Genomic DNA, 20,898 nt, shown 5'->3' with positions numbered 1-20,898 from the left:
GTCTGTGGTGAAGGGGGTATTTTCGCGGCGACAATCATGCCCCATGAAAGCCAAATCTCTCAAACCCATGCGCCTGGAAGACATTTTGTACAGCCAGGGTTTTGGCACCCGCCGGGTGTGTGCCGGGCTGGTGCAGCAAGGCCATGTGCACGTCAATGGCCAGACCGTGACCGATTCGGGCGAATTTTTTGAACTGCAAGACCTGCACTTCACGGTGCAAGGCACCGACTGGCCGTTCAAGGAAAAAGCCTATGTGCTGCTGCACAAGCCTGCAGGCACAGAGTGTTCGCAAAAGCCATCGACCTGGCCCAGCATTTACACCTTGCTGCCTGCGCCTTTGCGTCAGCGCCCGCAAAAAGCGGCGGTGCAAGGGGTGCAGGCTGTGGGCCGACTGGACCAAGACACCACGGGTTTGCTGTTGCTGACGGACGACGGCCAGTTCATCCACAAAATGAGCTCGCCCAAACACCATGTGCCCAAGGTCTATGAAGTGACCACCAAGCACCCGATCACGACCGAGATGGTGGACAAGTTGCTCAGCGGCGTGGTGCTGGACGATGACCCCAAGCCCGTGAAAGCCGCAGCTTGCGAGGCCGTGGGCGAGTTGCACCTGAAACTGACCTTGACCGAAGGCAAATACCATCAGGTCAAGCGCATGCTGGCGGCTGTGGGCAACCGGGTCGAAGGCCTGCACCGCGCTCAAATCGGTGGTCTGGTTTTGCATGATTTGGCGCCAGGCCAATGGCGCTGGCTGAACGACGAAGACTTGGCCTTGCTCAAGTCCTAAAGCTGCTGGATGAAGTGCTGCACCGCCTGGATCACAGCCTGGGGTTTGTCGCGGTGGGGTGAATGACCGCAATCGGGCAGCTTGAGCAGCTGGGTCTGTGGCACCCCCTTCGCAATGTCGTCGATTTGTGCCATCGTGCCGTAGGGGTCTTGTTCTCCTTGAATGGCCAGCAAGGGCGCTGAAATGCCCGGCAGTTCAGACCGGATGTCAAAAGTGCGAAAGGCCTCGCTCAGCCAGACATCGTTCCATTGCCAAAACGCAGTGTCCACATCGGCATGGTAAGGGGCCAAGCGCTGGCGCAGGGCGCCTTTTTCGAAGGCGTGCTTGGCTGCGCGGATGGCCTCAATGGAGAGCGTTTCCACCATCACATGCGGTGCCATCACCACACAAGCGGCCACTTCAAAGTGGCAGGCATGAATCAGGGCGATGGTGCCGCCGTCCGAGTGGCCCACCAACACGGGCCTCTCAATGCCCAAATTTTCCAGCAAAGCGGGAAGAACTTGCAGCGCTTCATGGTGCATGTAATCCGGCAACAAGCGGCCCTGGCGCGTCTGCCCAACCGAGCAAGACGGCCCGCGCACATCGGCGACCGGTTCTGATTGGCCATACCCCCGTCGTGAATAAACCCAGCCCGCACATCCGAGCTGCTGACACAACTGGGTGGGCCAGTCGCGCCACAGGGCCACGCTGCCCAATCCTTCGTGCAAAAACACCAAAGTGTGCGGGCTCTGACCCGTCATGGGCTTGGGCAGTTGCACAAGCTCTAAGGACTGGTTCTTCACGACCACGGTGGAGGAGGGCAAGGGCATGGAAGGGGGTGAATGTGGCGTTTACACTTGGAAGCGATTTAGAAAGCGGTTTTGTGAATTATTTTAGTTTTGTGATCAGATTGTTAATTGGACTTGTTTTTGGTTTTCATATCTTGTCCGTGGGCGCACAAGCCCCTGTTTTTGTCTTGAATTCTTTGGATGGCAGTGTCAGTGTGATCGATCCTCTGACCTGGACAGAGAAAAAACGCATTCCTACGGGCAAAGAGCCCCACCATTTGTACCTGACGCCTGATGAAAAGTCGGTCATTGTGGCCAACGCCATGAGCGACTCGCTCACCTTCATCGACCCGCGCACCGCCCAAGTGCAGCGCACTGTCACCGGCATTTTGGACCCTTACCACCTGCGCTTTTCGCCCGACATGAAATGGCTGGTGATTGCCGCCAACCGCCTGGACCATGTGGACATTTACCGCTGGGATGGCCGCAACGCTGACTTGGCCAAGCGCATCCCGACGGGCAAAACCCCCAGCCATTTGTGGATCGACAGCAAAAGCCAGGTGGCATGGGTCAGCATGCAAGACAGCAACGAGGTGGTGGCCATTGATCTGGGCAAGCAGACCTTGAAATCACGTACCCCGGTGGGCGCAGTCCCTGCGGATGTGTTTGGTACCCCCGATGACCAGTTTTTGCTGGTGGGTCTGACAGGCGGGGATGGCGTTGAGGTGTACGACATTTCAGGCAAACAGCCCCAATTGGTCAAAACCATCCCCACAGGCAAGGGCGCGCATGCCTTTCGTGCGCTGGGCGACAGGCGGCATGTGATGGTCAGCAACCGGGTGAGCAACACCATCAGCCAGATCGATTATTTGACCATGACGGTGGTGGCCGATTTCCCTGGGCCTTCGGGCCCGGACTGCATGGACATCACCGCCGATGGCCAAACGATTTTGGTGGCTTCTCGCTGGGCCAGAAAACTCACGGTGATTGACATTCCCACACGCAAAGTGGTGCGCCAAGTCCGTGTGGGTAAATCGCCCCATGGGGTGTGGACTTTGGACCATGCGCCTCGCCAGTGAGCTTGGCCATGGCTTGACAGCCAGTGCCCTGTGCTGGGGTGCCCTGGCCGCCTGCGCGGCCCCTTGCGACCAGCCGGTCTACCTCACGTTTGACACGGGCCACATGGGTGTGGCTCCCCTGATCGCCGAGGTGCTGCAGCGCCATGAAGTGAAAGTCACCTTCTTTGCTGCGCACGAAAAAACCCAAGAGGGCGATGGCACGCTCGGCCAGCACTGGGCGCCTTGGTGGCGGGCACGCGCCAGTGAAGGCCATGCATTTGCCTCGCACACCTGGGACCACGCTTACTGGCGTGCCGACCTGCCAGAAGGCGCGAACCCGGGTGGCGTTCAAAAATTCCGCATTCGCCCCAGCTCTGGCCCCCAGGCGGGCCAAAACCTGATTTGGACGGCGAAAAATTACTGCGATAACTTGCAACAGGCCGCTCAGCGCTTGCAGGTGCTGACGGGACAAAGACCGCTGCCGCTGTTCCGTGCTCCGGGCGGCAAAACATCGTCAAGGCTGATCGAGGCGGCGCGGCAGTGCGGGTTTGCCCATGTGGGGTGGGCCGAAGCGGGGTTTTTGGGGGACGAGTTGCCCAGCGCCGCTTACCCCAACGCGCAACTGCTGCAAAAGGCGCTCAAGACCATTCGTGCTGGCGATATCTTGATGGGGCATTTGGGCGTCTGGTCCCGGCAAGACCCTTGGGCACCAGCCGTTCTGGAACCTTTGGTCGTTGGCCTGAAGGCGCGAGGCTTGTGTTTTGCCACTTTGCGCGAGCACCCGGCCTACCGCGACTGGATTCGGCAACGCCCCTTGAACCTGGTGTCGCCAACGGTTTTGCCAGATTCGACAAAATAAACGCATGGATTTTCTTTCTTCGCTTTTTGATGGGCTTCAGCAAACACTTTTTGAACGTGTTTTCCAGCCCATTGCTTTTGCATTGGGGCAAGGCCATTGGCTTGAAAAAGCTTACGAGGGCGCGGGCTGGGTGGTGGTGGGTTTGCTGCAAATGGGCGTCATGCTCTCTGTGATCGGCACCATGCAGCGCCAGTGGCCCGTCGAATCGCAGCAGGACCGTCAAGCGGTTGGGGTGGATGTGGTCTATACCCTCATTCACCGCTTGGGCTTGTTCAAGCTGGGCATGTTCTTGACCCTCGACTTGGCGTTGGAAAATGCTTGGGGCGTCTTGCGTGGGCATGGCTGGCCCACCTACCATTTGGACAGTTTGTGGCCCGGCGTCACCGATGTGGCCTGGGTCAGTTTCGTGCTGTATTTGGTGGTTTTTGACTTCGTCAACTACGCCATTCACCGGGCGCAGCACCAGTCGAGCGCTTGGTGGGCCTTGCATGCACTGCACCACTCGCAGCGCCAGATGAACATGTGGAGCGACAACCGCAACCACTTGTTGGACGACATGCTGACCAGCACGCTGGTGTCGGCTGTGGCCTTGCTCATTGGCGTGGGGCCTGGCCAGTTCGTGGCCCTGGTGGCCATCGGGCAATTGAGCGAGAACTTCCAGCACGCCAATGTGCGCATCTGGTTTGGTCGCATCGGCGAGCGGTTGTGGGTCAGTCCGCGTTTTCACCGCAGGCACCACAGCGTTGGCATCGGGCACGAGTTTGAGGTGCAAGGTCGCCAGGTCTTGGGCGGCTGCAACTTCGGTGTCTTGCTGCCGTGGTGGGACATGCTTTTTGGCACCGCTGACTTTCAGCTGCGCTACGACCCCACAGGCGTGCGCGATCAGGTGGAGCAAGGCCGCGACTATGGGCGTGGATTTTGGGCGCAGCAGTGGCAAGGGCTGCGGCGTTTGGCGGGGCGAGCTTGAAGGCCCACCGCTGACTTGGGCCCGGCCCGGCTGTTAAGCTTTCACCCATGAAACTCCTGATCGAATCCTTTTGGCGCGCCGCCATGTACTGCCTGTACCCCAGGGTGATCGTCTTGTCGGTTTTGCCCTTGGTGTTGATCGTGGCCTTGTCCTGGTTGCTGGGTTATTTGTACTGGGACACGGCCATCACATTTGTGCGGGGCTGGCTCGATGCCAGTTCTTGGCTGGCCTTGGTTTGGCAATGGCTGGAGGGCGTGGGTTTGGCCAATCTCAAAACCGTCGTGGCCCCCTTGCTCGTCATCTTTGCTTTCACACCGTTGGTGGTGGTGGCGTCTTTGTTGGCCGTGTCTTTTTTGATGACCCCGGCCCTCACCCGATTGGTGGCCGAGCGCCGTTTTGCTGGCCTGCAGCGCAAGCAGGGCGGCAGTTTGCTCAAGAGTGTCTGGTGGACATTTTTCTCGCTGCTGCTTGCGCTGGGGGCTTTGGTGCTCACCCTGCCCATGTGGTTGGTGCCGCCACTGGCCTTGTTGTTGCCTGCTTTCATTTGGGGTTGGCTCACTTACCGTGTCATGGCCTTTGATGTGTTGGCCGAATTTGCCAGCCCTGAAGAGCGTCAGATCCTGATGGCCCGCCACCGCATGAGTTTCTTGAGCATGGGTGTGATCACCGGGCTCATGGGCGCCGCGCCGAGTTTGGTGTGGGCCTCGGGCGCTTTGTTTGCCGCGGCGTTTGTGATCTTGGTGCCCGTGGCCATCTGGATTTACACCTTGGTGTTTGCCTTTTCATCGCTGTGGTTTGCCCACTTTGCCTTGTCTGCCTTGCAGGCCTTGCGCCAAGAGCCATGCCCTGCCGCCGTGGATGACGTGTTGGATGCTGCGCGGTCTGAACGCAACGCCGTCGCGCCGCAGGCCTCAGCCCGATGGGGCCCAGACGAGCAGTCCCAATTGGACAACGTCACCGATGTGGAGCCACGCCCCACCACGTGATGTCCGAAGCCAAGGACCCACTTTATCCACCATGTTTTTATTATTTCACCCATGACTTCTTCCTCCACCCCCACTTGGGGTCTGATCATCATTGGCGACGAAATCATGTCCGGCAAGCGCCAAGACAAGCACATGGCCAAAGTCATCGAGTTGATGAACGAGCGCGGCTTGACCTTGGCTTGGGCCGAGTACGTGGGCGATTCGCCTGAGCGCATCACGGCCACCTTGAAGCGGGCTTTTGACTCCAGCGATGTGGTGTTCAGCTGCGGCGGCATCGGCGCCACGCCCGACGACCACACGCGCCAATGTGCGGGCCAAGCGTTGGGCGTGCCGCTCGCTTTGCACCCTGAGGCCAAGCGCCTGATTCAAGAGCGCATGCAAGACACCGCCAAAGAGCAGGGCGTGGCGTACGAGCCCGACCGACCCGACAACCGCCATCGCTTGAACATGGGCACCTTCCCGATGGGGGCCGACATCATTCGCAATCCCTACAACAAGATTCCCGGTTTCAGTTGCCGGGGGCCGGGCGGTGGTGCGGTGCACTTTGTGCCGGGCTTTCCGGTCATGGCTTGGCCCATGATTGCGTCGGTGCTCGACACCCTCTACAGCGCCTATTTCCGGCCAAACGCTTACGTGGAAAAGTCGGTGATTGTGTTGGGCGCCATGGAGGCCACCTTGACCCCGCTGATGGAGTCCATTGAAGCGGCGCACCCCGGCGTGAAGGTCTTCAGCCTGCCCAGTGTGGACCACCCTCAGTGGGGCCGTCACATTGAGTTGGGGGTCAAGGGCGAACCGCTTCTGGCCGATGCGGCTTATGCCGCTTTGCGTGTCGGATTGACCACCTTCCCCCTGGAATACGGCCCCGAATTGGTGCGTCAGGTTTGATTGCACCAAAATAATGCAAAATTGCACCAAGCAAGTGCATCGCTGACAGGGCCGGTGATGGGCGAGGAAGTCCTTTTTTTATGCGCAGTTCAGGCCCTTTGCTGCTGGCTCAGGGCACAATCACGGGTCGTTGGGTGGCGTGGTGGTTGCCAAGTTGGCACAAAAACTGCAAGACCTGCACGACAGCTTTTTAACCCCGTTCCATTCAGGAGAATTTGATGGCCAAGACCGTCGCAGACGTGATGAAGATGGTGAAAGAGAACGAAGTCAAGTTCGTTGACTTCCGTTTCACCGATACCCGTGGCAAGTGGCAGCACATCACTGCGCCCGTGTCGCAGTTTGACGAAAGCAAGTTCGAAGACGGTCAAGCGTTTGACGGTTCTTCCATTGCGGGCTGGAAAGGCATTGAAGCTTCCGACATGTTGTTGATCCCTGATGCCAACAGCGCCATCATCGATCCCTTCTTCGAAGAAGTCACCCTGGTTCTGATTTGCGACGTGATCGAACCCACAGACGGCAAAGCCTACGAGCGTGACCCACGTTCGATCGCCAAGCGCGCCGAGACTTACCTCAAGCAATCGGGCCTGGGCGACACCGCCTACTTCGGTCCCGAGCCAGAGTTTTTCTTGTTTGATGAAGTGCGCTGGAGCACTGAGCCGAACAACACCTTCTACGCCATCGACGAAGCCGAAGCCCCATGGAACAGCGGCACCAAGATGGACGGCGGCAACAAAGGCCACCGCAACCGCGTCAAGGGTGGCTACTTCCCAGTGCCTCCGGTCGACAGCACGCACGACATGCGCAGCGAAATGTCGCTGATCCTCGAATCCGTGGGCATCCCGGTCGAAGTGCACCACCACGAAGTGGCGGGCGCGGGTCAGTGCGAAATCGGCACCAAGTTCTCCACACTGGTCGAGCGCGCCGACTGGACACTGCTGCAAAAGTATGTGATCCACAACGTGGCCAACGCTTACGGCAAAACCGCCACCTTCATGCCCAAGCCCTACGCTGGCGACAACGGCTCCGGCATGCACGTTCACCAGTCCATCTGGAAAGACGGCAAGAACCTGTTCGCAGGCAATGGCTACGCTGGTTTGTCGGAATTCGCTTTGTTCTACATCGGCGGCATCATCAAGCACGCCCGTGCCCTGAATGCGATCACCAACCCTGGCACCAACAGCTACAAGCGTCTGGTGCCTCACTACGAAGCGCCGGTCAAGTTGGCTTACTCGGCCAAGAACCGCTCCGCTTCGATCCGCATTCCCAACGTCGCCAGCGACAAGGGCCGCCGTGTGGAAGCCCGTTTCCCCGATCCATTGTGCAACCCTTACCTCGGCTTTGCAGCCTTGTTGATGGCCGGCTTGGACGGTATCGAAAACAAGATCCACCCCGGCGAAGCCGCGACCAAAGACCTGTACCACTTGCCTCCAGAAGAAGACAAATTGGTCCCCACCGTTTGCTCCAGCTTGGACCAAGCTTTGGACGCACTGAATGCAGACCGCGCTTTCTTGACCAAAGGCGGCGTGTTCACCGACTCGTGGATCGACGCTTACATCGACTTGAAGATGCAAGAAGTCAACCGCAGCCGCGTCGAAGTGTCGCCTGTCGAATACGACATGTACTACTCGCTGTAAGCGGACATGTACGGCATTGCACTCGCCCGTGCAATTCCCCCAAGGACGGCTTCGGCCGTCCTTTTTTTTGGGGTGTGGATCCTGGGGCTGTGGAGCGGTGGTCCCCTGCAAGCCCAAGAGGCCATTTACCGCTGCGGCCAGGAATACACCAATGCCCCCAAAGACCTGAGCCTCTGCGAACGCCTGCCCCAGCAATCGGTCACCCGGATCTCGGGCCTTCGTCCTCAAGCCACAGAGCCCAATGCCATGCCAAAAGCTGCGGCGCCGCAGCCGAGTCACCGCACTGTTTTGGCGCAAGCGTTGGCCCGCTTGGAAAAACAGCACCAAGCTTGGGCCCAAGAGCTCGAGATGCTGATGTCCCAAACAGGGACGGCTGAATACGGTGCAGCCCCCCAAAATCAAGACCGGGTGGCTGCCCTGCATTTGGCGATGGAGCGGGCCGAACGAGAGATGGAAACCTTGCAACGTGAAGCGGCTCGCGGCCCACAAGCTGCTTTGCCTGGGCCCATGCCGGTTGCCAAACCTTGAACCGGGCTGTCCCGCACAAAACAACACGCGCCCACAGAGCCCCGAACATGACCCCGCCGATTTCCCGATTCCAGGCCTTTGACTTGTTGGCCACGCCTGTGGCGGTGCTGCAAGGCCAAGGGCGTGTGCGTTTTGTCAACGCAGCGCTCGAAGATGCTTTGGGCTTGTCGCGGCGCACGCTCTACGACGCGCACTTGCCGGACTACTTTCTCGACCCGCAGCCTTTGGTCACCGCTTTGATAGGGGCGCAGTCAAATGAATTTGCTGCGCTGCGCTACGAAGCCCAGCTGCGCCGCTTGCACCACGAAGACACCTTGCCTGTGCATGTGATCGTGGCCCCGTCAGACCAAGCCGATGAGGTGATCGTCGAGCTGCTGCCTGTCGAACAGCAAACGCGCCAAGAGCGTGAAGAGCGCTTGTTGGAGCAGGCCCAAGCCAACAAAGAGCTGATCCGCAATCTGGCGCACGAGATCAAGAACCCCTTGGGCGGCATTCGCGGGTCCGCGCAGCTGCTCGAGATGGAGCTGAACGACAAAGAGCTGACCGAATACACCCAGGTCATCATCCACGAGGCCGATCGCCTGCAGACCCTGGTGGACCGTTTGCTGGCACCCCACCGCAGGCCGCATGTGGTGGGTGATGTGAACATCCACGAGGTGTGCGAACGCGTGCGGGCCCTGATCCTGGCCGAATTTCCGAAAGGCCTGAAAGTGGTGCGCGACTACGACATCTCGATTCCGGAGTTCCGAGGTGACCGCGAGCAGCTCATTCAAGCGGTGCTCAACATCTCGCACAACGCTGCGCAGGCCTTGCAAGAGCGCATCGCGCATGGCGATGCACAGATCACTTTGCGCAGCCGAATCTTGAGGCAGGTCACTTTCGGCAAGCAGCGCTACCGCCTGGCACTGGAATTGCATGTGATGGACAACGGGCCTGGTGTTCCAGACTCGATCAAGGACCGAATTTTCTTCCCGTTGATCTCGGGGCGCGAAGGCGGCTCCGGCTTGGGACTGACATTGGCACAAACCTTTGTGCAACAGCACCACGGCATGATCGAATGTGACAGCGAGCCCGGCCGTACGGATTTCAAAATTTTGATTCCGTTGCCCTGATAGCACATGCCTGTGAACACTGAAAGCGTTACGTTGATGAAGCCGATCTGGATCGTAGACGATGACCAATCCATTCGCTTTGTGCTTGAAAAAGCACTCTTGCGCGAAGGCCTGCCCACCCGCAGCTTCACCAACCCGCGCGAAGTCTTGAAGGCGCTGGACACCGAGAGCGAAGCCGATGGCCCGCAGGTGTTGGTGAGCGACATCCGCATGCCGGGCGGCTCGGGGCTGGATTTGCTGGCCAACATCAAGCAGCGCATGCCGGGCTTGCCGGTCATCATCATGACCGCTTTCTCGGATTTGGACAGTGCGGTGTCCGCATTTTCCAGCGGGGCTTTCGAGTACTTGCCCAAGCCCTTTGATCTGCCCAAGGCGGTGGAGCTGATTCGTCGTGCCGTGGGTGAGAGCCAGCGCGAAGACGTGGCCGAAGAAAAAATGGAAGACGCGCCCGAAATGCTGGGCCAAGCGCCCGCCATGCAGGACGTGTTTCGCGGCATTGGCCGTTTGGCGCAAAGCCACGTCACCGTGCTGATCACGGGCGAGTCGGGTTCGGGCAAAGAGCTGGTGGCGCACGCGCTGCACAAACACTCGCCTCGCGCCAACCAACCCTTTGTGGCGATCAACACCGCGGCCATCCCCAAAGATCTGCTCGAGAGCGAACTCTTTGGGCATGAACGCGGTGCCTTCACAGGCGCCCAAGCCTCGCGCCGTGGCCGATTTGAGCAAGCCGATGGCGGTACCTTGTTTCTGGACGAAATCGGCGACATGCCCTTCGATTTGCAAACGCGTTTGCTGCGCGTGCTGTCGGATGGTCACTTCTACCGCGTGGGTGGGCACAGCGCCGTCAAGGCCAACGTTCGCGTGATTGCTGCGACCCACCAAGATTTGGAGCAGCGCGTCAAAGAGGGCGTGTTCCGCGAGGACTTGTACCACCGCCTGAACGTGATCCGTTTGCGTTTGCCCGCCTTGCGTGAGCGGCGCGAAGACGTGCCCGTGTTGGCCCGTTATTTCTTGCAGCGCAGTGCACAACAGTTGGGTGTAGAGCCCAAGCGCATTGATGACGCTGCGCTGGATCGTTTGAGCCATTTTCAGTTTCCGGGCAATGTGCGCCAGCTGGAAAACATTTGCCACTGGTTGACCGTGATGGCGCCTGCTCAGGTGATCGAGGTCAAAGATTTGCCCCCCGAAGTGCTGGCCGCACCGGTCGGTTCATTGGCTTCGCCGGTGCTTTTGCCGGGTCTGTCATCCGGGGTGGGCGGCGTGCTGGCCGATGCCGTGGGCACTGCGCAATTCGGTACTGGGCAGGAAGTGGGCCGGGCCAGAGCGCTGAACCATTTGGGAGAGGAGGGCACGCCTTTGCTTGTCCAAGGTATGCCCCTTGCTGGCGCGGCTGATTCTGTCTCGGGCTGGGAGTCGGGTCTGGAGCTGGAGGCATTGGCTTTGCTCAACGCCGGACGCACCGATGTGTGGGATGTGCTGACTCGCCGTTTTGAAACCAGTTTGATCCAATCTGCGCTGGCCACCACCCGAGGACGTCGCATTGAAGCGGCGCAAAAACTGGGCATTGGTCGCAACACCATCACCCGAAAAATTCAAGAACTCGGGATCGAAGACGCCTGACTTCGAGTTGGGACAGCGCTCAGCAGAACGGGTCTTGCAACACCACGTCGCTCAGGGGTCTGGCCACGCAGGGCAGCACGCAGCCCTCGGCTTTTTCTTCGGCTGTCAGGCCTGGCCACGCCATGTCGTAATGCACCTGGCCGCAGACCAGTTGCCCGATGCAGGTGCGGCAAGTGCCCGAACGGCAGGAGCTGGGCCACTGCAAACCGCCTTGCTCCAGCGAGTCGAGCAAGCTCTGCGTTTTCCAAGCGTCAAAGTTGCCGCCATCGGGCGCGATACGGGCATTGAAAAATGGGATTTCATTCGACATGGTTGGCCAGTGTAGTGGCTTTGGCCCCAAGGGGGGGTGTCGGTTGCACAAGTTTGCCTTGCGTGACATCTCGGGGCGGCAGCGTGTGTCAAGATGCTCTCCCGTGAATCACCCACCGCACCAGCCCCGTCCCCGTCCCCGTCCATCCAGCCATGCTTGGCTGCAGCCCGGCATCCTGTTTGCCGTGTTGGCCATGGTCAGCCTGAGCTTGAGCGACGCCACCAGCAAGTGGGTCATGCTCAGCGTTACCCCCCTGATGGTGCTCTGGTTTCGCTACGCGGTGCAGGCACTGGGCACCGCATTGGTGCTGGCGCCAGTGCGTGGCCGGGCCATGTGGCGCACACGCAGCCTGCGCTGGCAATTGCTGCGGGGCCTGCTCATGGTGTCGTGCAGCTTGTTGGCGTTTTATTGCCTGCAGCGCATGCCGGTGGCCGAGTTCACGGCCACCGTCATGCTCACCCCTTTGGTGCTCACGGCGCTGGCGCGCTTTGTCATGAAGGAGCAGGTCTCGCCGCTGCGCTGGCTCATGGTGGTGGGTGGGCTGATCGGGGCCATGCTGGTCATCCGCCCGGGCGGGCAGGTCGACAGCTCGGTCGGCTGGATGGCGCTCACGGTGGTGGTGACTTATGCCGTGTTTCAGGCCGTGACCAGCCACATGACGCGCACCGAAGACCCGGCCGTGATGCAGCTCTACACCGGTTGGGTGGGTTGGGCCGTGAGCACGGTGTTGGTGTTCAACGCGTGGGTCACCCCGCAAAGCCCGCACGAATGGGCATTGCTGCTCATGGTCGGCCTGGCCGCCACGCTGGGGCAATACCTCTTGATTGTGGCGTTTTCCAAAGCCCCGGCGTCGGAGGTCTCGCCTTTTCTCTACACCGGAGTGGGTTTTTCCACGCTCATGGGTTGGTGGCTGTTTGACCATATCCCGGACGCGCTGGCCTTCATGGGCATGGGTCTGGTGGTGCTGTGCGGCTTGGTGTCGGGCCGCATTCAGGCGGCCCGACCAAACTGATCGCTGCGTTATGGGGCGATGAAGGGTGAAGCGGCAGACCACTGCACCGGGGCCTTGAATGCCAGGGCTTGCTCGGTGAAGGGGTGGACAAAGGCCAACTCTTGCGCGTGCAACAGCAAGCGGGGGCTGAGCAACTGGATGTCTGGCGGCGCGTAGAGCGAGTCGCCCAGCATGGGGTGACCGATGCTTTGCAAGTGCACGCGCAATTGGTGTGTTCGGCCTGTCACGGGTTCGAGCTCGATCAGGCTGGCGCTGTCGCTGGTTTGCAGCGCACGCCAACGGCTGCGGCTGGCTTTGCCATCGGGGTGAATGATGTGCAGCGGCCGGCGCTCCCAGTCGAGCAGGATCGGACCGTCAATCGTACGCCAGCCATCTTCGTCGGGCAGCTCCAGCGCTTGGGTTTGTTCTGGTTGTCCAGCGACCACCGCCAAGTACCGCTTTTTAACTTGGCGGGTTTCAAACAGCTTGCTCAAGCGGCGCTGGGCTTCGATGCCCCGGGCCATGAGCAGCAGGCCCGAGGTGTCCTGGTCCAGACGGTGCACGATCAGGGCTTCAGGGTAGCGGTCTTGTACCCGCTTGGACAGGCAGTCTTGCTTGTCCGGGCCGCGACCGGGCACCGACAACAAGCCGCTGGGTTTATCCAGCACCAGCAGGTGCTCGTCTTCGTGGATCGGGGTCATTCAGGGCGGGCCAAGCCATCAGATTGCTTGGCCAAAAAATCACTTGTCTTTGACTTTGCCGCGAGGCGCCACAAAGGTGGACGGGGCCATGGGGCGGTCTGAGGTGAACGTCTTGGGGGGCGACGTGTCTTTCTTTGGCTTCTTGGCCATTTTGTTGCTGCGTTGTTCGCCTTTGGCCATGTGGGTTCCTTGGGTAGACATCCCGGTGCGGGAAGGCCTTGATGTTAAAGCACAAAGCCGCAGAATCTGCGGCTTTATGGGGGTGTGGCACCTCACGCGCCAAGCCCGGCAGGTGGGCTGGGGCCTTATTTGACTTCGGTCACGAACTGGGCAGTGGGGCGGCGCACTTTTTTCAGGTTGGCCAACCAGTCGCCTTCGGCGGCGCGGTAGCCCAGCGGCACGATCACCACGCTGCGCAGACCGCGTGCGCTCAGGCCCAAGATTTCGTCGATGGCTTTGGGGTCAAAGCCTTCCATGGGCGTGGCGTCCACTTCTTCAAAAGCGGCAGCAATCAAAGCAGCGCCCAGGCCAATGTAGGCCTGGCGAGCGGCGTGCTCGAAGTTCACTTCGGGCGTACGCGCAGGGTAGTTCTTGAGCAACATCTGGCGGTAGTTTTCCCAGCCTTCGTTGGTGCCGCCGCGCTCGGCGTTGGTCAGGTCAAACATCATGTTGATGCGCTCGGCCGTGTAGTTGTCCCAAGCGGCAAACACCAAGAGGTGCGAACCGTCGGTGATTTGGCCTTGTCCCCAGGCTTTGGGCTTGATCTGCTCGCGCACAGCGGGGTTGGTCACCACAATGATTTCAAACGGCTGCAGGCCGCTCGATGTGGGGGCCAGACGGGCGGCTTCGACGATGCGGTCCACTTTGTCTTGGGGCACGGACTTGGTCGGGTCCATTTTTTTGCAGGCGTAGCGCCATTCGAGTTTGTTCAGCAAGTCAGACATGGGGAGCTCTCTTGGGGTTGGAAGATGCGCGATTGTTGCCTATTGCCGCCCGACGGGCTGTCGCCTCTGACCCAGCAGCCGATCAGGCAAGGACTTCTTGCCAAGTGCCTGTGGGTAAATCGTTCAGGTTGTAAGGCCCCACGGCGGTGCGGATCAGCCGCAGCGTGGGCAAACCCACAGCGGCGGTCATGCGCCGTACTTGGCGGTTGCGGCCTTCTCGGATGCACAGTTCCAGCCAAGTCGTGGGAATGCTTTTGCGCTCGCGGATCGGTGGGTTGCGTGGCCACAGGTCAGCAGGTGGCGGCACAGCGCGAGCCCGGGCGGGCAGGGTGGGGCCGTCGTTCAGCGTCACGCCCCGGCACAAAGCGGTCAGGGCTTTGTGGTCCACCACGCCTTCGACCTGCACCAGATAGGTCTTTTCCATCTTGAAGCGGGGGTCGGCAATGCGGGCCTGCAATTGGCCGTCGTCGGTCAGCAGCAGCAAACCTTCGCTGTCTGCGTCCAGGCGCCCGGCCACGTACACGCCGGGCAGGTCGATGTGGTCGATCAGCCCCGTCCAGCGCCCCTCGGGGGTGAACTGGCTCAGCACGCCATAAGGTTTGTTGAAGCGGATCAGCATGGGCAGGTCATCAGGGGGCAAGGCAAGGGGGTGAGCGTAGCAGGTCGGTTAGCATCAACCGCATGAGTACCCAATACGAATGCCTGAAAAGCGCCGACCTGTATGCCGAGGCCTTTGGCGTCGCCCCGCCCGAAAAACTGCCCGGCAAAGAAGTCTGGCCGCGCCAGACTGGCTTGTTCATTCGCAAAGCCTTTGTGCCCGAGCAGGCCAGCGCCGAGCCATCTGCCGAACCCGGTGTTGAAACTGTTGGCGAGGCGGCAGCACCTGCGGCCCCCGCCAGCCCCCTGGTGCTGGAGCTGGCCCAAGGTCAGTTCGGACTGGTGCCCACCTGGGTCAAGTCGGCCTCAGACGCCAGACTGCGCTCGACCAAGTTGGCCGTCACCCGCTACGAGACCATGAGCACGGCCACCGCGACGCGGGAGACTTGGCTCAAAGGCCAGCGCTGCATCATCCCCATGCAGGCCTTTCTGGAAGACGATTGGCGCAGCCGCAAACCCGTGCCAACCCGCATTGCCCGCGTGGACGGCAAACCCATGGGTGTGGCCGGTTTGTGGGAGCGCTGGACCCAAGACGGCGAGGAAATCACCAGCTTCACCTTGCTGACCGTCAACGCCAACAGCCACGCGCTGATGAACCGCTATGGCCAAAACGGCAACGAAAAACGCATGCCCGCCATCCTGAACGAAGGCGCATGGTCCGCCTGGCTGACCGCCCCGCTCGACAAAGCCCGCGAGTTCATGCGGGCTTATCCGGCCAACTTGCTGTTGGCCAACCCGGTGCAGAAAAAATAAGCCGATCTGTCAGAGCGTGGCCGCCAGAGCCGCCAGTTGATCGGTGGCAACGCCCCAGCCTTCGTGGAAACCCATTTGGTCGTGTGACGCGCAGTCTTCGGCCGTCCAATGCTTGGCACGGGCGGTGTAGCGTGTTTTTCCGTCCTCGTCTTCAAAGGTCAGCACACAAGTAAAAAAAGGCTTGGCCGAAGGCTGCCAAGCCGAGGTGTAGGCGTCGGTGAACACCAAGCGCTCGTTGGGCGCCACGTCCAAATACAGGCCCCGGTTGGGCACCTCGGTGCCGTCTGGCCCTTGCATGGTGATGCAGCTGGAGCCTCCTGGGCGAACATCCAACTCCGCCCGCACCGTCTTCCAGGGCGGCGGTGTGAACCATTGCACGATCAGCGCAGGCTCCGTCCAGCAACGAAACAGCTTGTGGCGCGGCACATCGATCAGGCGCGTGAGCACCAGCTCGCGGTCATCGGCAGGGGTGACAGTAGGAAACGTCATGGTTGACCTTATCGGGGGGCAGATCTCAAAGCGACTGCTGGTAGCGTCGCAGCATTTCAGCTTGAGACTCTATCTCAATCGTCTCGCCCTTGAAGGTCTGAATCTGGTCGCGCAGCATCTCACCCATGGTGGGCAGTTGGCTGCGCTCAGGGTGCCGTGATGCATCCCACAGCTGCGAGCGCATGAAGGCTTTGGCGCAATGCAGGTAAACCGAGTCCACCGCCAGGCGGATCACCAGTTTGGGTGTGCGCCGAGCGTCCACGCTCAGCGCCAAGTCGGCCGGGTCGGTGCTCAAAACCGCTTGACCGTTGATGCGCAAAGTCTCGTCAAAGCCCGGCACCATGAAGAGCAAACCCAATCGCCCGGTGCTGACGATGTTCTCCAGTGTGTCCAGCCGGTTGTTGCCCGGTGAGTCGGGCACCAAAAGCGTCTGCGCGTCCAGCACCTTGACGAAGCCGGGCTCACCACCACGAGGCGAAGCGTCCATGTGCCCGTGCGCATCGCTGCTGGCCAACACCACAAAGGGAGATAGCGCGATGAAGCGGACCGCATGCGAGTCCAGTGACGGCATTTCTTTTTTCAGCGAACGCTCACTCGCGGGGCCGTAGAGCTGGCGCAGTGCTTCGAGGGTGGTGATGTGTATGGGTAACTTCATTGAGATCAATTCACACGGCTTTGCCAATACGCAGGCCGACGGTGCAAATGAGCGACGGCCACGATCAGAATGCCTTGCTCATCTTGGCTGTAAATCACGCCGTATGGAAATCTGCGGAGGCGGCAGCGGCGGGTGTTGTTTGAAAGCGGATGCCAGCCATGGGGATGGCGTTCAATGAGTTGAACGGTGCGCAGAAACTCCACCAAAAACGAATCGCCCAAGCCCGGCGCTTGTTGCGCGTACCAATGGATCGCCTCGTCCAGCTCGGATTGAGCTGCGGGCAAGAGGCGCACGTTCATGCCGTTTTGACTTGGTATTTGGCAATGACTTCATTCAAGGGGATGGCTTTCACCTCACCCCGGCGATAGGCCAAAAGACGTGATTCGGCCTCTTGTGCCCATTGCGCATCCAAGGAGTCGTCCCGTGCGTCCAAGGTGTCAAGGATCTGATCGACCAAAGCCATACGCTCCTCGGGGGGCAGTTGTGATGCTTGATCGCAGAGTTGTTTGGCGGTTGGCATATGTGACTCCAAAGGGCGGTGGAAAGTCAGTTTAGCGAAGTTCAGCGCTCATGGAAATTGAAGCCGTTGGCAAAACCAAGCTCCTCAGCATGGTTGCATCCGAATGCCGCTGCACGAGATTTAAAACCCCGAGCCCGGCTCGCTCAAAAAAGCGAGGTGCTCAGGCGTGGACTCGCGGCCCAGGATGGCAAAGATTTGGAATGAAAGGGTGGGGGTAGCCGCCAAAGCGCGTAGTTTTACGTTGCTTTCCCCCAACTATTTTTCAACCTTTAAGCCAAGTTAAACTCCGGCTTGCCCGATTTGTGGTCTGCTCGTTCGGCTACAAAGTTGCCGGGAAGTTCAACCTGGAACTTTTGGTCGGGCTGAACGTTAGCGAGCGATGACGCCATGAAGACAGTCATCATCATCAAGTTGTTGGGGTTTGGGCTTTCCTGGAATTCTTTGCCGCCCCTGCCAAGCAGGACATGGCTGAACAGACGGTCGTAGACGCGCAGATATGAGTTCTGGCGAATGGGCTTGAGTGCCCAAGAAATGTGAGGCGCAGTCAATGGTTCGGGTCCGTTGCGCATCGCCGATTAGCGATGTCGTGTGCGCTGAATGGTAACCCGTCGATTTATATTTTTAATATTTTATGTTAAAAAAATTATATCGAAAGAATTCATTAAAACTTTATTCTTTGGAGGTGGTCAGGCGTCGCGCTGGCCTGACCCTATCAGGTGCTGAGCCGTGATATGGCCCAGCACCGGCTGTGGCATCACTTGCCCCAGCTGTCCTTCAACCCCGTCACGCGGTTGAACACGGGCTTGGCGCCTGCCACATGATCCGCACGATCCGCCACAAAATAGCCAAAGCGCTCAAACTGGAACTTCTGGTCCGGCTGCGCCCCGGCCAATGACGGCTCCACATACGCCGTCACCACTTTCAGGCTATCGGGGTTCAACGACTGCAAGAAGTCTTTGCCGCCCGCATCGGGGTGGGCTTCGGCAAACAGGCGGTCGTAAAGGCGCACTTCGGCTTGCACGCCGTCGGCCACGCTCACCCAGGTGATGGCGGCTTTGGCTTTGACGCTGTCGGCGCCGGGCGTGCCGCTCTTGGTGCCGGTAATCACTTTGGCGTGCACTTCGGTGACGTTGCCCACCGCGTCGCGTGCGCAGCCGGTGCATTCGATCACGTAGCCGCCTTTGAGGCGCACCACGTTACCGGGGAACAAGCGTTTGTAGCCCTTGGGCGGCACTTCTTCAAAGTCTTCGCGCTCGATCCACACTTCTTTGCCGATCAGGAACGTGCGGTCGGCGGGTGGGGTTTGTCCTTCGGCGATGGCCGAGTGGGGCAGGGCGGGTTGGGTGCAGGCTTCGGTGTAGCCGTCGCTGCCAAAGGCCTCGGCCCAGTTGGTCAGCACCAGCTTGACGGGGTCGAGCACGGCCATGCCGCGGTGGGCTTTGTTTTCCAGATCTTCGCGCAGGCACCCCTCAAGGGTGCTGTAGTCGATCCAGCTGTCGCTCTTGGTCACGCCAATGCGGTCGGCAAACAGGCGCAGGCTTGTCGGGGTGTAGCCCCGGCGGCGCAGGCCCACGATGGTTGGCATGCGCGGGTCGTCCCAGCCGCTGACTTTGCCTTCATTGACCAGTTGCGCCAGCTTGCGTTTGCTGGTGATCACATAGGTCAGGTTCAGGCGGGCAAATTCGTATTGTTTGGGGCTGGGCGCGGCCAGCAGCTTGCACTCGCACAGGCGCTCCATCAGCCAGTCGTAAAAAGGGCGCTGGTCTTCAAACTCCAGCGTGCAGATGCTGTGGGTGATTTGCTCCAGCGCGTCTTCGATGGGGTGGGCAAAGGTGTACATCGGGTAGATGCACCAGGTGTCGCCCGTGTGGTGGTGGGTGGCGCGGCGGATGCGGTAGATGGCCGGGTCGCGCAGATTGATGTTGGGCGAAGCCATGTCGATCTTGGCGCGCAGCACGGCGGCACCGTCGGCCAGTTGGCCGCCCTTCATCTCGCGGAATCGCGCCAGGTTTTCTGCGACGGTGCGCATGCGGAAGGGGCTGTCCACACCGGGCTTGCCAAAGTCGCCCCGGTTGGCGCGCATGTCCTCCGCACTTTGTTCGTCCACATAGGCGTGTCCGGCTTCGATCAGCGCCTCGGCGGCGCGGTACATGAAGTCGAAGTAGTCGCTGGCCTGGTAGGGCGCTGCGCTGCCTGCAGCATCGCCGAGCTGTGCCCAGTCAAAGCCGAGCCACTTCACAGCGTCGATGATGCTGTTGACGTATTCGGTGTCTTCTTTTTCAGGGTTGGTGTCGTCAAAGCGCAGGTGGCACACGCCGCCGTATTCCTTGGCCAGCCCGAAGTTGATGCAGATGCTTTTGGCGTGGCCCACATGCAAATAGCCGTTGGGCTCGGGTGGAAAGCGGGTGCGGATCTTGGCCGGGTCGGGCTGGCCCGTTGCGTGGTGCGCGGCGTCACCGGGGCTACCTGCCCAGCGGCGGCTGGCGTAAGTGCCTTGCTCGATGTCTTTTTCGATGATTTGGCGCAGGAAGTTGCTGACTTTGGGGTCGGCGTTGTTATCTGGGGTGGGGGAGGTCATAGTGTTTGATTTTAGGCGCTGGCGGGGGCCTGAGCGTGCCGGGGCCGTTACGAATGGACACCAATGACCAGGGATACGGGTGCACCAACCGTTGAGCTGGCGCGCTAAAGGTGCAGGGGAGTCTGCTTTCAAGAAAAGCCAACACCATCCAAGGACCCGTGTCATGCCTTATTCGTTCAAACCTTCTTTTTCAAGAGCCCTTGCGCTGCTGGGCCTGCTGGGCTTGGGGCTGGCCCAAGTGGGTTGCGCCCATCCGGTGGTGGTCGAGCCGTCGGTGACGGTGCATTCGCGCATCGGCCAGGTCCCCATTTACACCCAGGTGGGGGTGCACAGCCCGGTGATTTACGCCCCGCCCCCCCGAGTGATCTACGCTCCGCCACCGCCACCTCGGGTGGTGTATGTGCCTCGCGTGTATGCGCCGGTTTATGGTTGGGGGTATGGGCAAGGTGCTCGTCAACGGGGGCATGAACGCCAGCATGAGCGGCACGGTGATCGTGAGTTCGGGCGAGGTGGCTGGGACCACCGGCACGACGGACGTCGTTGATGACAGCTTCTTGGCAGCGCTGAGGCGACCGGTGGTCAAGGGCGCTGACGCAACACCATCTCGTCGCGGCGTATTTCCACATCGAAGTGTTTCAAAAACGCTTGGCCCAGCAGCGCTTGTTCGGGCGGCATCCCGCTCAGGCCCACCGTCACGGTGGCGTCGTTCAGCACCAGATGCCCCGCCCGCACGGGCACGCTGCGTACCAGCTGGCCGGGGCGTTGGCCGTTGGCGGTGTGCAAGGTGATGCTCTGGCCCGCAGGCAGCCCGGCTTGGGTGGCCAGCGCCTCGCTCACACTCACATGGCTGGCCCCGGTGTCCACCAAAAAGCGCACGGGCTGACGGTTGACTTCGCCATCGACATGAAAATGCCCGTCGCGCTGGCGCGGAATGACCAAATCGCCCGAGCTGAGCGCATAGGGTTTGAGGCTGGCCTGGCGCTTTTGCTCGATGCGATCAAACACCAGGTACAAAACCCCAGCCACGGCCAGCCACACGGCGGCGATGGCCAAGGCGCCGAGGCGGGCGGTTGTGCGGATGGAGGGTTTGGGCATGC

General features: G+C 60.4%; 26 protein-coding genes. 13 read left to right on the top strand and 13 right to left on the bottom strand.

Annotation, left to right across the window (positions count from 1 at the left end; translation table 11 throughout):
* The first annotated feature begins 67 nt into the window (after positions 1-67).
* Entirely contained in the window at positions 68-787 is a 720-nt protein-coding gene (locus ACHEXK_RS09335; RefSeq protein WP_416548915.1) for a pseudouridine synthase, read from the top strand.
* Here ACHEXK_RS09335 and ACHEXK_RS09330 read toward each other — a convergent pair.
* Positions 784-1,596 (bottom strand): alpha/beta fold hydrolase, encoded by an 813-nt coding sequence (locus tag ACHEXK_RS09330; RefSeq protein ID WP_416545507.1) that lies wholly within the window; start codon positions 1,594-1,596, stop codon positions 784-786. The two genes, ACHEXK_RS09335 and ACHEXK_RS09330, sit on opposite strands and share 4 nt — an antisense overlap.
* A 74-nt stretch (positions 1,597-1,670) precedes the next feature.
* Here ACHEXK_RS09330 and ACHEXK_RS09325 point away from each other — a divergent pair, with 74 nt between their 5' ends.
* The 9 genes from ACHEXK_RS09325 to ntrC all read left to right on the top strand — a co-directional run bounded on the left by ACHEXK_RS09325 (position 1,671) and on the right by ntrC (position 11,203).
* Entirely contained in the window at positions 1,671-2,633 is a 963-nt protein-coding gene (locus tag ACHEXK_RS09325; RefSeq protein ID WP_416548913.1) for a YncE family protein, read from the top strand.
* Entirely contained in the window at positions 2,617-3,471 is an 855-nt protein-coding gene (locus ACHEXK_RS09320) for a polysaccharide deacetylase family protein (protein ID WP_416545505.1), read from the top strand. The genes ACHEXK_RS09325 and ACHEXK_RS09320 overlap by 17 nt, the downstream gene beginning before the upstream one ends.
* Positions 3,472-3,475: 4 nt before the next feature.
* Positions 3,476-4,438: a sterol desaturase family protein gene (locus tag ACHEXK_RS09315; protein ID WP_416545503.1), complete on the top strand. Its 963-nt coding sequence runs from the start codon at positions 3,476-3,478 to the stop codon at positions 4,436-4,438.
* Positions 4,439-4,485: 47 nt separating this feature from the next.
* Positions 4,486-5,424: an EI24 domain-containing protein gene (locus ACHEXK_RS09310; RefSeq protein WP_416545501.1), complete on the top strand. Its 939-nt coding sequence runs from the start codon at positions 4,486-4,488 to the stop codon at positions 5,422-5,424.
* Positions 5,425-5,475: 51 nt separating this feature from the next.
* A complete protein-coding gene (locus ACHEXK_RS09305) occupies positions 5,476-6,309 on the top strand; it encodes a competence/damage-inducible protein A (protein WP_416545499.1) in 834 nt (277 codons plus the stop codon).
* A gap of 218 nt (positions 6,310-6,527) precedes the next feature.
* Positions 6,528-7,943: a type I glutamate--ammonia ligase gene (glnA, locus tag ACHEXK_RS09300; protein WP_100117643.1), complete on the top strand. Its 1,416-nt coding sequence runs from the start codon at positions 6,528-6,530 to the stop codon at positions 7,941-7,943.
* A gap of 6 nt (positions 7,944-7,949) precedes the next feature.
* On the top strand, positions 7,950-8,471 hold the full coding sequence (locus ACHEXK_RS09295) for a hypothetical protein (protein WP_416545497.1): 522 nt from the start codon (positions 7,950-7,952) through the stop codon (positions 8,469-8,471).
* 47 nt (positions 8,472-8,518) lie between these two features.
* Complete coding sequence (gene glnL, locus ACHEXK_RS09290; protein ID WP_416545495.1) at positions 8,519-9,583, top strand: nitrogen regulation protein NR(II); 1,065 nt, start codon at positions 8,519-8,521, stop codon at positions 9,581-9,583.
* A 36-nt stretch (positions 9,584-9,619) separates the two neighbouring features.
* Complete coding sequence (gene ntrC, locus ACHEXK_RS09285; protein WP_416545493.1) at positions 9,620-11,203, top strand: nitrogen regulation protein NR(I); 1,584 nt, start codon at positions 9,620-9,622, stop codon at positions 11,201-11,203.
* Positions 11,204-11,222: 19 nt separating this feature from the next.
* Here ntrC and ACHEXK_RS09280 read toward each other — a convergent pair whose 3' ends face one another.
* Entirely contained in the window at positions 11,223-11,513 is a 291-nt protein-coding gene (locus tag ACHEXK_RS09280; RefSeq protein ID WP_416545491.1) for a 2Fe-2S iron-sulfur cluster-binding protein, read from the bottom strand.
* A gap of 103 nt (positions 11,514-11,616) precedes the next feature.
* On the opposite strand from ACHEXK_RS09280, the gene ACHEXK_RS09275 reads away from it, so the two are divergent.
* Entirely contained in the window at positions 11,617-12,525 is a 909-nt protein-coding gene (locus ACHEXK_RS09275) for a DMT family transporter (RefSeq protein ID WP_416545489.1), read from the top strand.
* A gap of 8 nt (positions 12,526-12,533) precedes the next feature.
* Here the strand turns inward: ACHEXK_RS09275 and ACHEXK_RS09270 are convergent, their stop codons facing one another.
* The 4 genes from ACHEXK_RS09270 to ACHEXK_RS09255 form a co-directional block, all read right to left on the bottom strand.
* Positions 12,534-13,205 carry an RluA family pseudouridine synthase gene (locus ACHEXK_RS09270; RefSeq protein WP_416545487.1) on the bottom strand — a complete coding sequence of 224 codons (672 nt, stop codon included), beginning with the start codon at positions 13,203-13,205 and terminating at the stop codon, positions 12,534-12,536.
* A gap of 39 nt (positions 13,206-13,244) precedes the next feature.
* Positions 13,245-13,385, bottom strand: coding sequence for a hypothetical protein (locus ACHEXK_RS09265; protein WP_019427071.1), 141 nt, complete (start codon positions 13,383-13,385; stop codon positions 13,245-13,247).
* 125 nt (positions 13,386-13,510) lie between these two features.
* Positions 13,511-14,149, bottom strand: coding sequence for an NAD(P)H-dependent oxidoreductase (locus ACHEXK_RS09260; RefSeq protein ID WP_416545484.1), 639 nt, complete (start codon positions 14,147-14,149; stop codon positions 13,511-13,513).
* 82 nt (positions 14,150-14,231) lie between these two features.
* A complete protein-coding gene (locus tag ACHEXK_RS09255) occupies positions 14,232-14,768 on the bottom strand; it encodes a pseudouridine synthase (protein WP_416545482.1) in 537 nt (178 codons plus the stop codon).
* Between the two features lie 62 nt (positions 14,769-14,830).
* On the opposite strand from ACHEXK_RS09255, the gene ACHEXK_RS09250 reads away from it, so the two are divergent.
* Complete coding sequence (locus tag ACHEXK_RS09250; RefSeq protein WP_416545480.1) at positions 14,831-15,559, top strand: SOS response-associated peptidase; 729 nt, start codon at positions 14,831-14,833, stop codon at positions 15,557-15,559.
* A 9-nt stretch (positions 15,560-15,568) separates the two neighbouring features.
* On the opposite strand, the gene ACHEXK_RS09245 is transcribed toward ACHEXK_RS09250, so the two are convergent.
* The 6 genes from ACHEXK_RS09245 to ACHEXK_RS09220 all read right to left on the bottom strand — a co-directional run bounded on the left by ACHEXK_RS09245 (position 15,569) and on the right by ACHEXK_RS09220 (position 19,801).
* Positions 15,569-16,048, bottom strand: coding sequence for an SRPBCC family protein (locus ACHEXK_RS09245; protein WP_416545478.1), 480 nt, complete (start codon positions 16,046-16,048; stop codon positions 15,569-15,571).
* Between the two features lie 25 nt (positions 16,049-16,073).
* Positions 16,074-16,703, bottom strand: a complete 630-nt coding sequence (locus ACHEXK_RS09240; protein ID WP_416545476.1) for a pyridoxamine 5'-phosphate oxidase family protein — start codon at positions 16,701-16,703, stop codon at positions 16,074-16,076.
* Positions 16,704-16,708: 5 nt separating this feature from the next.
* Entirely contained in the window at positions 16,709-17,002 is a 294-nt protein-coding gene (locus tag ACHEXK_RS09235) for a type II toxin-antitoxin system RelE/ParE family toxin (protein ID WP_416545474.1), read from the bottom strand.
* Positions 16,999-17,223 (bottom strand): addiction module protein, encoded by a 225-nt coding sequence (locus ACHEXK_RS09230; protein WP_100117630.1) that lies wholly within the window; start codon positions 17,221-17,223, stop codon positions 16,999-17,001. Before ACHEXK_RS09230 ends, ACHEXK_RS09235 begins: the two co-directional genes overlap by 4 nt.
* 269 nt (positions 17,224-17,492) lie before the next feature.
* A complete protein-coding gene (locus ACHEXK_RS09225) occupies positions 17,493-17,771 on the bottom strand; it encodes a hypothetical protein (protein ID WP_416545472.1) in 279 nt (92 codons plus the stop codon).
* A 206-nt stretch (positions 17,772-17,977) separates the two neighbouring features.
* Positions 17,978-19,801, bottom strand: coding sequence for a glutamine--tRNA ligase/YqeY domain fusion protein (locus tag ACHEXK_RS09220; RefSeq protein WP_416545470.1), 1,824 nt, complete (start codon positions 19,799-19,801; stop codon positions 17,978-17,980).
* Positions 19,802-19,964: 163 nt separating this feature from the next.
* Here ACHEXK_RS09220 and ACHEXK_RS09215 point away from each other — a divergent pair, with 163 nt between their 5' ends.
* The gene (locus tag ACHEXK_RS09215) at positions 19,965-20,345 is read left to right on the top strand and encodes a hypothetical protein (RefSeq protein WP_416545468.1); all 381 of its coding nucleotides are present in this window, start codon (positions 19,965-19,967) and stop codon (positions 20,343-20,345) included.
* Between the two features lie 35 nt (positions 20,346-20,380).
* Here ACHEXK_RS09215 and ACHEXK_RS09210 read toward each other — a convergent pair whose 3' ends face one another.
* Entirely contained in the window at positions 20,381-20,896 is a 516-nt protein-coding gene (locus tag ACHEXK_RS09210) for a retropepsin-like aspartic protease family protein (protein WP_416545466.1), read from the bottom strand.
* Positions 20,897-20,898 lie beyond the last annotated feature (2 nt).

This window comes from Limnohabitans sp. DCL3 (assembly GCF_048019295.1).
Taxonomy (GTDB): Bacteria; Pseudomonadota; Gammaproteobacteria; order Burkholderiales; family Burkholderiaceae_C; genus Limnohabitans_A.
This window is presented reverse-complemented; position numbering and strand designations above follow the sequence as displayed.

Coding starts and splice junctions, on each gene's coding strand:
- ACHEXK_RS09315 (WP_416545503.1), top strand. CDS start 3,476: ATGGATTTTCTTTCTTCGCTTTTTGATGGGCTTCAGCAAACACTTTTT.
- ACHEXK_RS09255 (WP_416545482.1), bottom strand. CDS start 14,768: ATGCTGATCCGCTTCAACAAACCTTATGGCGTGCTGAGCCAGTTCACC.
- ACHEXK_RS09260 (WP_416545484.1), bottom strand. CDS start 14,149: ATGTCTGACTTGCTGAACAAACTCGAATGGCGCTACGCCTGCAAAAAA.
- ACHEXK_RS09265 (WP_019427071.1), bottom strand. CDS start 13,385: ATGGCCAAAGGCGAACAACGCAGCAACAAAATGGCCAAGAAGCCAAAG.
- ACHEXK_RS09250 (WP_416545480.1), top strand. CDS start 14,831: ATGAGTACCCAATACGAATGCCTGAAAAGCGCCGACCTGTATGCCGAG.
- ACHEXK_RS09305 (WP_416545499.1), top strand. CDS start 5,476: ATGACTTCTTCCTCCACCCCCACTTGGGGTCTGATCATCATTGGCGAC.
- ACHEXK_RS09215 (WP_416545468.1), top strand. CDS start 19,965: ATGCCTTATTCGTTCAAACCTTCTTTTTCAAGAGCCCTTGCGCTGCTG.
- ACHEXK_RS09235 (WP_416545474.1), bottom strand. CDS start 17,002: ATGAACGTGCGCCTCTTGCCCGCAGCTCAATCCGAGCTGGACGAGGCG.
- ACHEXK_RS09270 (WP_416545487.1), bottom strand. CDS start 13,205: ATGACCCCGATCCACGAAGACGAGCACCTGCTGGTGCTGGATAAACCC.
- ntrC (WP_416545493.1), top strand. CDS start 9,620: ATGAAGCCGATCTGGATCGTAGACGATGACCAATCCATTCGCTTTGTG.
- glnL (WP_416545495.1), top strand. CDS start 8,519: ATGACCCCGCCGATTTCCCGATTCCAGGCCTTTGACTTGTTGGCCACG.
- ACHEXK_RS09220 (WP_416545470.1), bottom strand. CDS start 19,801: ATGACCTCCCCCACCCCAGATAACAACGCCGACCCCAAAGTCAGCAAC.
- ACHEXK_RS09210 (WP_416545466.1), bottom strand. CDS start 20,896: ATGCCCAAACCCTCCATCCGCACAACCGCCCGCCTCGGCGCCTTGGCC.
- ACHEXK_RS09295 (WP_416545497.1), top strand. CDS start 7,950: ATGTACGGCATTGCACTCGCCCGTGCAATTCCCCCAAGGACGGCTTCG.
- ACHEXK_RS09335 (WP_416548915.1), top strand. CDS start 68: ATGCGCCTGGAAGACATTTTGTACAGCCAGGGTTTTGGCACCCGCCGG.
- ACHEXK_RS09245 (WP_416545478.1), bottom strand. CDS start 16,048: ATGACGTTTCCTACTGTCACCCCTGCCGATGACCGCGAGCTGGTGCTC.
- ACHEXK_RS09230 (WP_100117630.1), bottom strand. CDS start 17,223: ATGCCAACCGCCAAACAACTCTGCGATCAAGCATCACAACTGCCCCCC.
- ACHEXK_RS09310 (WP_416545501.1), top strand. CDS start 4,486: ATGAAACTCCTGATCGAATCCTTTTGGCGCGCCGCCATGTACTGCCTG.
- ACHEXK_RS09320 (WP_416545505.1), top strand. CDS start 2,617: ATGCGCCTCGCCAGTGAGCTTGGCCATGGCTTGACAGCCAGTGCCCTG.
- ACHEXK_RS09240 (WP_416545476.1), bottom strand. CDS start 16,703: ATGAAGTTACCCATACACATCACCACCCTCGAAGCACTGCGCCAGCTC.
- ACHEXK_RS09330 (WP_416545507.1), bottom strand. CDS start 1,596: ATGCCCTTGCCCTCCTCCACCGTGGTCGTGAAGAACCAGTCCTTAGAG.
- ACHEXK_RS09280 (WP_416545491.1), bottom strand. CDS start 11,513: ATGTCGAATGAAATCCCATTTTTCAATGCCCGTATCGCGCCCGATGGC.
- glnA (WP_100117643.1), top strand. CDS start 6,528: ATGGCCAAGACCGTCGCAGACGTGATGAAGATGGTGAAAGAGAACGAA.